Genomic DNA, 10,614 nt, shown 5'->3' with positions numbered 1-10,614 from the left:
CTTTAAGTTTCCTGTAGAGCCGTTGTAGACTACGACGTTGATAGGCAAGGTGTGGAAGCGTTGAGAGGCGTTAAGCTAACTTGTACTAATTGCTCGTGAGGCTTGACTATATAACCCCAAGAAATTGTGGTGTCGAAAGACTTAAATATAGAGTCAGCAAACAAACATAGAAAGAAAAGCGTGCTGAATACTGCAAACATCTTACTTACAGATTTATACTTCTTCTGCCAAATTATTAAGACTTAGGTCATATCCAAACGTTTTTGCTTGGCGACCATAGAGAGTTGGAACCACCTGATCCCATGCCGAACTCAGAAGTGAAACGACTCATCGCCGATGGTAGTGTGGGGCTTCCCCATGTGAGAGTAGGTCATCGCCAAGCGCTTATACCAAAAACCCCAGCCGATGGTTGGGGTTTTTTATTACATGTTCGAAAAGTTAATATCATATTACCTGGGCTCTCGCTGAATTTATTCCGACCAATTTATAGCACTTCCTCCTTCCTTGTAGGTCGTGTGACAAAATTGTCGGGAAAGATTTTGAATGCTGAGTAAAGCGACGACAGCCCTTTAGGCTGAGGGCAGGATTGCCCGAATAGTGTAGGTCATACCTTTTGGGCCAGGCCCTCGCCATACCGTAAAGGGCGCGTGAGCATTTATACCAAAAAAACACCCGATGGTTTTTTTATACCTGCGATGTATGAATCAAGTCCTTTGTCTAGGACGGCAGATGACATGCTGAAGCCTTACAAACTGCTAATGCTCTAAAGTTTACTCAACTTAGATGACTGAAGGCCATGTTTACTGGGGCTGAAGAAAAATCTTTAGGTACCATCGCCAAAGGGCCAGAAATTCTACATACCCAAAAGAGCAAGTGAGCTTATACTAAATAGCTGAATCATAAGCAGTTATATTTGACTATTTTGACCAGTCTAAATCTTCTAAATACTATTTCGCTCACAAGAGATATTCGGATGGTGTTTGTTCATGTAACAATGGTGGATACTCTAGTGGAGGCGGTGGTTCAGCACCCGTGTGGTTATTGTTTATGTTGCTATTAACTTTTACAGCTCGACGATATTACTAGTAAAAAAGGCCTCGATTGAGGCCTTTATATTTTGTAGTGAAAGTTTAAGCTTTTGGCTTGCGCTTCTTAGCTTTTGGTTTACCTTTGTCTTTATCTTTAAACTTAGGTTTACCTTTTCCGCCAGCAGAGCTTGATTTGCCATCTTGCTTGCCGATTGGTGCAAGTTGCATTGGTTTCCCTGCAACGCGTGCTTGGGCTAAGATTTTTTGTACTTCTTTTGGCATTCCTGCAGGCAAGTCAACTGTGGTGAATTCGTCAAATAAGTCGATTCGACCGATGTATTCACTGTCGATATCGGCTTCGTTGGCAATCGCACCTACAATGCTACCAACCTTTACGTCGTGGTTTCGGCCTAACTCGATACGGTAACGCTCCATCTCGACGTCAGGATGATCGGCGAGTGGTTGTGCTTCTGCTGAGAAAGTGTTTTCACGGCGCGGACGTTCATTTTTACGGTCACGATTTCTATCACTGCGAGAGTCACGACGATCGCTACCCCAATCATCTCTATCTCGTTCTTTACGGTCTTTGCGTGGCTTTTCTTTAAGTAATAGCTCGTCGCCAGCAGCCATTTTAGCTAGTGCAGCCGCGAGTTGAGGCCAATCTTGGTCATTGTCTTTAACGTACTTTTCAACTAAATCTGTGTAAAACTTAAGATCTTGGCTAGCAAGGGTTTCAGTAATTTTAGTTGCAAAACGTTCAACACGAGTTTCGTTAATCGCATCGATTGTTGGCATGTACATTTCTTCGATAGGCTGATTCGTGGCACGCTCAATCGCTTTCAGCATGCGCTTCTCACGATGGGCTACGAATAAAATAGCGTGACCTTCACGGCCTGCACGGCCAGTACGACCAATACGGTGAACGTATGACTCGGTGTCGTAAGGAATGTCGTAGTTAATAACGTGACTAATGCGTTCGACATCAAGACCACGAGCAGCAACGTCAGTCGCTAATAATACGTCGATTTTGCCGCGCTTTAGCTTTTCAACAATTTTCTCGCGCGAGTTCTGTGCGATATCACCGTTCAAGGCGTCCGCACGGAATCCGCGAGCATTTAATTTTTCAGCCAATTCCATCGTAGCAGTTTTGGTGCGCACGAAAATAATCATGCCATCGAAGTCTTCTGTTTCAAGAATTCGAGTCAAAGCGTCTAGCTTGTGTAAACCACTAACGAACCAATAGCGTTGGCTGATGGTTTTTGCTGTCGACGTTTTGGTTTCAATTTTGATGTGCTCAGGCTCGTTAAGATGCTTTTCAGCAACTTTACGAATCTGATTCGGCATTGTGGCCGAGAATAATGCGATTTGACGCTCTTCTGGAGTGTGGCCTAAGATCCACTCAACGTCATCGATAAAGCCCATACGAAGCATTTCATCAGCTTCGTCTAAAACTAGAGCTTTAAGGTTATCAAGCTTTAAAGTGCCGCGACGGATATGATCCATAACACGACCAGGCGTACCAACAACGACTTGTGCGCCACGCTTTAATTGGCGTAATTGCGTGTCGTAACGCTGACCACCATAAATTGGCAAGATCGTAAACTGATCCATATGCTTAGCATAAGTTTGGCAAGCCTCAGCAACCTGGAGCGCTAGCTCACGAGTTGGTGCTAAAACTAATACCTGAGTTGTACGATCTTTAGTGTTAATTTTTGAAAGTAACGGCAATGCGAATGCAGCCGTTTTACCCGTACCCGTTTGGGCTTGACCAATAATGTCACGGCCGGTCAACAATACAGGAATACTGGCTTGTTGGATTGGAGACGGTTGTTCGTAACCTACTTCTTGAATAGCTTTCAATACAGCAGGGGCAAGTTCCAGCTCTGAAAAGCTGGTAGGGGTGTTTTTAGATGTCATCAGAATACCTTAATTTTGCATGATGAGCGGAATGCTCAACGAAGCGTCGGTCAACTGATATACCCAACTAAAACCACAACACATTGCACAGAATATAAGAAAGGGAGTGCATGCGACCATTGCTTCGAATCGGCGACATTATACGCACAAAAATTAGTCAGTGTTAACATTATTAGTAAAAGTTTTACAAAATATAGTATAAAGTGGCTAAAAACCTATGTAATTCAAGCAATTTACCATAAGGACTGCTGCATGAGATTGGCCATTATTGGTGTGCTGTGTTTATTAATTAGCGCATGTTGGGAGCAAAACGAGGTTATTTCTATAGAAAATAACGGAAACATGAAATGGTTAGTTATCGCTAAACCGGATTGGGAGATGAGTTCAGAAGCTGGTGTTAAGGATGATTTAGAACGATATGTATCGCAAATGCGCAAAGCAGGCTGGTCGGTACAAACGAAAGGTGGGGTTGTAAAAGACCAGGATGTCATCGTTGGTCTTAGTGGCAGCTTACAAAATGTAGATAAAAAGACCGACTTTTATAAAATTCACTCGGTTAATCAAGCTTCAGTTAAAATTGAGTTCCTTTGTCCGGTAATTGATGATTTACGTTTAAGCCGCTTTATTAAGATAAAAGACAGTCGCCGTGCTGCAATTGAGTGTGGTGACGGTGTGCAAAGCTTTCGGTTTTAGTTTTTGAAATGCCCAGCTTTTGAAACTGTAAATAAAAAACGCAGGGCATGATATTCCCTGCGCTTTTTAAGTTGCTCGTTGCTTTGATTTGTAGCGTTATTTTTTATAGATATTACCGTCTTTCATGACGAATGAGACGCTTTGTAGCAATGTAATATCCTCAATAGGATTTCCATCAACTGCAATTATGTCTGCTAATTTGCCTTCTTTAATGACGCCAATTTTATCATTTTTGAGTAACTCCGCAGTCGTCACTGTTGCGCTTTGGATAGCTTCCATCGCAGGCATACCAGCCTCGATCATGTACTGAAACTCTTTCGCGTTATCGCCGTGGGCCGAAACGCCACTATCGGTGCCAAAGGCGATTTTTACGCCGTAATCATAAGCTTGAGAGAAGGTTTTCTGAATTTGTGGGCCAACTGCTCGCGCTTTTGGGCGTACAATTTCTGGGAAGAAACCATCAATTTCCGCTTTTTCTGCGACAAATTTACCGGCAATAATAGTCGGCACATAATAAGTACCATGCTTTTTCATGGCTTTCATCACGTCTTTTGACATATAAGTTCCGTGCTCGATACTGGTAATGCCGGCTTTTACAGCGCGTAACATACCTTCATCACCGTGCGCGTGAGCAGCGACGTGCATGCCGTAATCATTTGCGGTGTCGATGACTGACTTCAGTTCTTCTTCGGTAAACTGAGGATTCTGACCACTCTTTGCTAGGCTTAATACACCGCCTGTGGCTGTGATTTTGATAAAGTCGGCGCCTTCTTTATAGTGCTGACGTACCGCTTTGCGCGCGTCTTCGACACTGTTGATAACGCCTTCTTTTGGCCCTGGGTCGCCCATCAAGTCAGCATTGGTGCCATTCGTTGGATCGGCGTGTCCGCCTGTGGTCGCTAGCGATTTCCCCGCTGAATAAATACGCGGGCCAGCGACGATGCCTTGGTTAATGGCGTTGCGTAAGGAAATGGTGACGTTATAAGAATCGCCAGGGTTTCTAACGGTTGTGAATCCTGCCATCAAAGTTTTCATGCCAAAGTTTTGTGCGCGAAGAGCTAAATCCGCAGGGTTCATCGTAAAACCTTCAATATAAGACTTAGGATTCATTTCACCATCAAGATGCACATGCATATCCATTAAGCCAGGCAGACAGGTTTTACTGCTAAGATCGACAATATCCGTAGCACTTGGACGCGAGCTGGTGACAGAAGTAATGGTATTGCCTGTAATCTCGATGTAGCGCTCGGAGAGTAATTCGCCTTCGGCTGTATCGACGAGGTTTCCGCAATGTAACCAAGTATTTTCTTGAGCCTCACTAGACACAGCAGCATGGCTATTGGAGGCGATGCTTAGTGCTGTGATGGTCGCAACAAGGGTTAATGGCGAGTTTATCTTCATGGGATTCCCCTTTTATATAATTATTTAGTCAGCCTAATCTAACGTTTTGTGCATGGAGTGGCAATCTCTGTGGTGGTCAATTTGTAACAATCTTTGACTGTGGATTGTTCGCTCTAGAGAAATAGTATTTCAGCGTTCTTCTGCTACAATGCAAAACATTCAAAAGCATTTGGACAAGGCTCTATGGCGCAATCACTAACCGCTTATAATACCTTTGGTATTGAAGCTAGCTGTGATCAACTTTTCCGTTTTCAAAGCGAACAAGACATCCAAGATTGGTTGGCAGGCTTAACCATAGCCGCCGACAAATTCTTCGTGCTCGGTGGCGGTAGTAACTTGCTATTGCTGGATCATGTTCCGCTAACCTTCTTGCAGGCAGATATTCAGAAGATTTCTTATCAAGAAAGTGGCGATGAGGTCACCGTTACCGCAGGCGCAGGCGTTAACTGGCATCAGCTAGTTTTGGATTCGCTTGATAAAGGCTATGCGGGGCTTGAGAACTTGTCTCTTATTCCTGGCAACGTAGGGGCAGCACCCATCCAAAATATTGGCGCTTATGGCGTTGAGCTTGAACAAAGATTTATCTCATTAAGCGCTGTCGATCTATATAGCGGAGAGCGACGAGTTTTTACCCACGAGGAGTGTCAGTTTGGTTATCGTGACAGTATTTTCAAAGGGGAGTTGCGCGGACGCTATATCATTACAGAAGTAACCTTGCGCTTGTATAAAAAAACACAGTTGGTGCTTACTTACGGCCCGCTTATGAACTTATCAGAGACTACAGAGAGTCTTACTGCTAAAGATGTTAGCGATGAGGTGATTAAGATCCGTCAGAGCAAACTGCCCGATCCGAGCAAACTGGGTAATGCGGGCTCGTTCTTTAAAAACCCAGTTGTCAGTATTGAGCAATATCAAGAACTAAAGACAAGCTTCCCTGATATCGTTGCTTACCCAGTTAATAATTCACACATGAAGTTAGCGGCGGGCTGGCTTATCGACCAATGTGGCTTGAAAGGCTATCGCCAAGGCGATGCAGGGGTTCATCAGCAACAAGCTCTGGTTATGGTTAACCATGGTAATGCTAGCGGTCACGATATTTTAAAGCTCGCAGGACACGTTCGAGATACGGTTTTGGCTGAGTTTGGAGTTCGTCTTGAACCTGAAGTGTGGATCATAGGGCAACAAGATGTCTTTTAATAATTTCACGGTGAGCACCGATCATGGCAGCTAAAGAGCAGTCGGAACATAAAGAACAGCAGCTGACTGGCATTATGCAGCTCTTGTCAGAAGGTGGCTTTTATTCAGGCCAAGCCATTGCTGATAAACTTGGGGTGAGTCGAGCATACGTCTGGAAATTGATTCAGCAGTTGCAAGACTTAGGGCTTGGTATTGAGTCAGTGACGGGTAAGGGTTACCGCCTTGAGCACCAGGTCGAGCTGTTAAATAAAGCACAAATAGAAGAAGCCTTGCATGGGTTCAGTTTAGATTTACGGCTTATTACCGATTCCACCAATGACAAATTAAAAGGCGATGGCTTTACCCATAATAAATTAGTGGTGGCGGAATATCAGTCTGCTGGGCGCGGGCGACGTGGTAGGAAGTGGGTTTCCCCTTTAGCCAGCAACCTATATTGGTCGCTTGGCTGGAAAACGCAATTACCCGTACAACAGCTCGGCGGTTTGAGTTTGATTGTTGGCCTAGCCATAGTCAAAGCTTTGCAACAGCTTGGAATTACGGGCGTTGAGCTTAAATGGCCAAACGATATTCGCTACCAAGGGCGCAAACTAGGCGGTATTCTGGTCGAGCTTTCTGGCGATATGGTCGGTGGGCTACAAGTTATCATTGGTGTTGGTCTCAATGTGCACATGGCGAGCAATGCCGCCGAGAGCATCGAGCAAGAGTGGATCAATCTCCAAGAGTTAGAGCCGACAATCAGCCGTCAGCAGCTATTAATTACTGTGATACAGTGTCTACAGGACTATCTTGAGCGCTTTTCTGACGGCGGTTTCGAGTCCTTTTTATCTGAATGGCAGCGCTATGATGAGTGCTTAAATAAAAAAGTTGCCATACTGCAGGGTGAAGACGTCATTAACGGTATTGGCGCGGGTGTCGATGCTAATGGTGCTTTTTTATTGCAAACGGGTAAAGGCATCAAGCCAGTTTATGCTGGTGAAGTTAGCTTAAGGTTTCGTGAGGGTACTTAGCCATGTTTCTATTTATTGATCAAGGTAATAGCCGCTGTAAGTATGTACTTACAAAGTCTGTAGAGCTTTTTAAAGAAGAGGCTGCAGGAGCATGGGACAGCAAGGCAAGTAGCGCAGATGAGCTAAAAAAACACTTGGAGCAGTTTGCTGGCTTTGGAGTAAAAGCGGTTATCATCAGTAGTGTAGCGAGCCGTGAAACTAAAGACCTCTTTAAGCAAGCCTGTGAGAGAACCTTAAAGATAACTCCTGTTTTTGCCACCTCGACTAGTAGTTATTCAGCTAAAGATAACTCGGCAATAGGCAATAGCGCACAATTGTCACGTACGCTAGTAAACACTTACGCAAAGCCACAAGCTCTTGGCGTCGACCGCTGGTTAGCTATGATTGCTGTGTTTGAAAGATGTGTTACAGATTTTATAGTGATCGATGCTGGAACGGCGATTACAGCTGATTGGGTCAATGCGCAGGGTGTGCACCAAGGCGGGCATATCGTCGCCGGTAAAAAGTTATTGCAGCAATCATTGCTCGGCGAAACTGGTGGTATTGCCTGGAGTGCCAGTCACGATAACCAAGCCGAAGGCGACCTGTTTGGCCAAAATACGTCTGCTGCGGTGTCGCTCGGAGCCGATGTCATGGTGGAAGGTTATTGTCGTCAGCTAGTGAGGCAAATAATTTCCGCCTACAAGGATGCTGATAACAGTAATAATTTAGAAATATGGATTACTGGAGGTGATGGAGCAGAGGTTTTGCAATGGATTGAGCAAGAATTGAAACTTTTGAATAAGCCAATTAAAGTAACCTTAGAGCCAAGGTTGGTTTTTTTAGGCTTAAACCATTGGTTTTCGGTGAATAAATAAACAATTTATCGAAAGAAATGAAAAAAATTGGCTGATTGCCAAAAAAAGTTGAAAAAAGCATTGCCAAAGCTAAATCAGATCGCTAAAATTCCGCCCACTTAACGACATCGGCCAAAAAGACACATCAGGCCTGTCAAGAAGTTAAGCCGACTTAGCTCAGTAGGTAGAGCAACTGACTTGTAATCAGTAGGTCGCCAGTTCGATTCCGGCAGTCGGCACCATTATTTTTGAGGGTTGCATATGCAGCCCTTTTTAAATGTGAGTTAGCATACTCTTGTAGCACTAGACTAAAGAGATTTATACTTGCATTTTCTCCAGCAAATTGGCATTATGCGCGCTCGCTTTGAGCAACGATGATGTTCAAATCTTGGAGGGGTTCCCGAGCGGCCAAAGGGATCAGACTGTAAATCTGACGCGAAAGCTTCGGAGGTTCGAATCCTCCCCCCTCCACCAAATTATTTCATCCTGCCTCATATGCTCTAAGTCGCTGAAAAGCGAAGAAGGGTGGCTGGGTGAAGGCTTAAGTTGCACTAGCGCAATTTGAGTCACTATCGTTCTTGGTGCGGCGTAAACTTACTGTAGTTTATTGTTTTGCATTTAAAAGACACGGTAAACAGTTGAGCGCGGGTATAGTTCAACGGTAGAACCTCAGCCTTCCAAGCTGATGATGCGGGTTCGATTCCCGCTACCCGCTCCAATTTTGCCGATATAGCTCAGTAGGTAGAGCACTCCCTTGGTAAGGGAGAGGTCAGCAGTTCAAATCTGCTTATCGGCACCAGGCTTTGTCAGTCTTGCTATCTTCTCATTCAGAATCTATCAAGTTGGCAAAATTTAGGGTGCGAGGGTGCTAGTACGTGGTATCTTTGACGTACAACCCGGTGACACCCGTTTTAATATTGGAACTTAAAACGCGGAAATTCCGGGAGACTTAAAATGGCTAAAGAGAAATTTGAACGTAATAAGCCACACGTAAACGTTGGTACGATTGGTCACGTTGACCATGGTAAAACGACGTTAACTGCGGCGATCTGTACAGTATTAGCAAAAGTATACGGCGGCTCAGCTCAGGCTTTCGCTGATATCGATAATGCTCCAGAAGAGCGTGAGCGTGGTATTACAATCGCGACTTCACACGTTGAGTACGAAACTCCAGCACGTCACTACGCACACGTAGACTGCCCAGGCCACGCTGACTATGTTAAAAACATGATCACTGGTGCTGCACAGATGGACGGCGCTATCTTAGTATGTTCAGCTGCAGACGGCCCAATGCCACAAACGCGTGAGCACATCTTGTTATCACGTCAGGTAGGTGTACCTAAGATCATCGTATTCTTGAACAAATGCGACATGGTCGACGACGAAGAGTTACTAGAGTTAGTAGAGATGGAAGTTCGTGAACTTCTAGACCAATACGAATTCCCAGGTGACGACACGCCAATCATCCGTGGTTCAGCGTTGAAAGCGTTGGAAGGCGACGAAGGCCCATTAGGTCAAGAAGCGATTGTTGCTTTAGGCGAAGCTCTAGATACATACATCCCAGAGCCACAGCGTGCAGTAGACAAGCCATTCTTGTTACCGATTGAAGACGTATTCTCGATTTCAGGTCGTGGTACGGTTGTAACCGGTCGTGTAGAGAGCGGTGTTGTAAAAGTTGGTGAAGAAATCGAAATCGTAGGTATCAAAGACACGGTTAAGACGACAGTAACTGGCGTAGAGATGTTCCGTAAGCTTCTAGACCAAGGTGAAGCTGGCGATAACGTAGGTGTACTACTGCGTGGTACTAAGCGTGACGAAGTAGAGCGTGGTCAAGTATTGGCGCACGTTGGTACTATCAACCCGCACACACGTTTCGAAGCAGAAGTTTATGTATTGTCTAAAGATGAAGGTGGTCGTCACACGCCATTCTTCAAAGGCTACCGCCCACAGTTCTACTTCCGTACAACTGACGTAACTGGTGCTTGTGAGCTACCAGAAGGCGTAGAGATGGTAATGCCAGGCGATAACATCAAAATGGACGTTACATTGATTGCACCGATTGCGATGGACGAAGGTTTACGCTTCGCGATTCGTGAAGGTGGCCGTACTGTAGGTGCGGGTGTTGTATCTAAAATCCACGAGTAAGATTTTAGAACCGCAACAAATCTAAAGGGCACTTCGGTGCCCTTTATTATGAAAGGGTAAGAAACGGGCATAAGGCCGCTTTTGGACCCACTAGCAAGGCAAACTCTGCATCTGGATTTGCCAAGCTGTAATAAAGAGAAGTGATCGTAAAGTACCGTTTTTTATACGATTTCGTGAGATGACATATTCTTTGGATTAATTTCTAAGAAAGAATTGCAATTCAAGCGAGACGTTGTATAATTCACGGCCTTATTTTAGACAATCAGTTTAAAGGCCAGTAGTTCAATTGGTAGAGCGTCGGTCTCCAAAACCGAAAGTTGGGGGTTCGAGTCCCTCCTGGCCTGCCACTTCTAATCGATAAGACTTCATACTAACGAAGTCGAAAATAAA

7 protein-coding genes, 5 tRNA genes and 2 rRNA genes are annotated in these 10,614 nt (G+C 44.8%); 12 read left to right on the top strand and 2 right to left on the bottom strand.

The features are described 5' to 3' along the window. Window positions 1-110 (top strand): 23S ribosomal RNA (locus DL796_RS08895); the annotation flags it as partial. Window positions 111-266: 156 nt separating this feature from the next. Then, window positions 267-382, top strand: a 5S ribosomal RNA gene (gene rrf / locus DL796_RS08890). A 748-nt stretch (window positions 383-1,130) separates the two neighbouring features. Here rrf and DL796_RS08885 read toward each other — a convergent pair. After that, window positions 1,131-2,945 carry a DEAD/DEAH box helicase gene (locus tag DL796_RS08885; protein ID WP_110201331.1) on the bottom strand — a complete coding sequence of 605 codons (1,815 nt, stop codon included), beginning with the start codon at window positions 2,943-2,945 and terminating at the stop codon, window positions 1,131-1,133. Window positions 2,946-3,197: 252 nt separating this feature from the next. Between DL796_RS08885 and DL796_RS08880 the strand changes: the two genes are divergently transcribed. Then, window positions 3,198-3,638 carry a hypothetical protein gene (locus tag DL796_RS08880; protein WP_110201330.1) on the top strand — a complete coding sequence of 147 codons (441 nt, stop codon included), beginning with the start codon at window positions 3,198-3,200 and terminating at the stop codon, window positions 3,636-3,638. A gap of 96 nt (window positions 3,639-3,734) precedes the next feature. Here DL796_RS08880 and DL796_RS08875 read toward each other — a convergent pair whose 3' ends face one another. Continuing rightward, window positions 3,735-5,039 carry a metal-dependent hydrolase family protein gene (locus DL796_RS08875; RefSeq protein WP_110201329.1) on the bottom strand — a complete coding sequence of 435 codons (1,305 nt, stop codon included), beginning with the start codon at window positions 5,037-5,039 and terminating at the stop codon, window positions 3,735-3,737. Between the two features lie 183 nt (window positions 5,040-5,222). Here DL796_RS08875 and murB point away from each other — a divergent pair, with 183 nt between their 5' ends. From murB to DL796_RS08830, 9 genes are all read left to right on the top strand, one after another. Next, on the top strand, window positions 5,223-6,236 hold the full coding sequence (gene murB / locus DL796_RS08870; protein ID WP_110201328.1) for a UDP-N-acetylmuramate dehydrogenase: 1,014 nt from the start codon (window positions 5,223-5,225) through the stop codon (window positions 6,234-6,236). 23 nt (window positions 6,237-6,259) lie between these two features. Next, window positions 6,260-7,243, top strand: coding sequence for a bifunctional biotin--[acetyl-CoA-carboxylase] ligase/biotin operon repressor BirA (gene birA / locus DL796_RS08865; protein WP_110201327.1), 984 nt, complete (start codon window positions 6,260-6,262; stop codon window positions 7,241-7,243). Between the two features lie 2 nt (window positions 7,244-7,245). Next, the gene (locus DL796_RS08860; protein WP_110201326.1) at window positions 7,246-8,100 is read left to right on the top strand and encodes a type III pantothenate kinase; all 855 of its coding nucleotides are present in this window, start codon (window positions 7,246-7,248) and stop codon (window positions 8,098-8,100) included. A gap of 145 nt (window positions 8,101-8,245) precedes the next feature. After that, a tRNA-Thr gene (locus DL796_RS08855) sits at window positions 8,246-8,321 on the top strand. Between the two features lie 148 nt (window positions 8,322-8,469). Next, window positions 8,470-8,553: transfer RNA gene (locus tag DL796_RS08850), tRNA-Tyr, on the top strand. 170 nt (window positions 8,554-8,723) lie between these two features. Further along, window positions 8,724-8,797, top strand: a tRNA-Gly gene (locus tag DL796_RS08845). 5 nt (window positions 8,798-8,802) lie between these two features. Further along, window positions 8,803-8,878: transfer RNA gene (locus DL796_RS08840), tRNA-Thr, on the top strand. 155 nt (window positions 8,879-9,033) lie between these two features. Beyond that, window positions 9,034-10,224 (top strand): elongation factor Tu, encoded by a 1,191-nt coding sequence (gene tuf / locus DL796_RS08835; RefSeq protein ID WP_110201314.1) that lies wholly within the window; start codon window positions 9,034-9,036, stop codon window positions 10,222-10,224. Between the two features lie 271 nt (window positions 10,225-10,495). Then, window positions 10,496-10,571 (top strand) — tRNA-Trp (locus tag DL796_RS08830). Window positions 10,572-10,614: the final 43 nt, after the last annotated feature.

The sequence above is a fragment of the Kangiella spongicola genome, from assembly GCF_003194565.2.
GTDB classification, from domain to species: domain Bacteria; phylum Pseudomonadota; class Gammaproteobacteria; order Enterobacterales; family Kangiellaceae; genus Kangiella; species Kangiella spongicola.
This window is presented reverse-complemented; position numbering and strand designations above follow the sequence as displayed.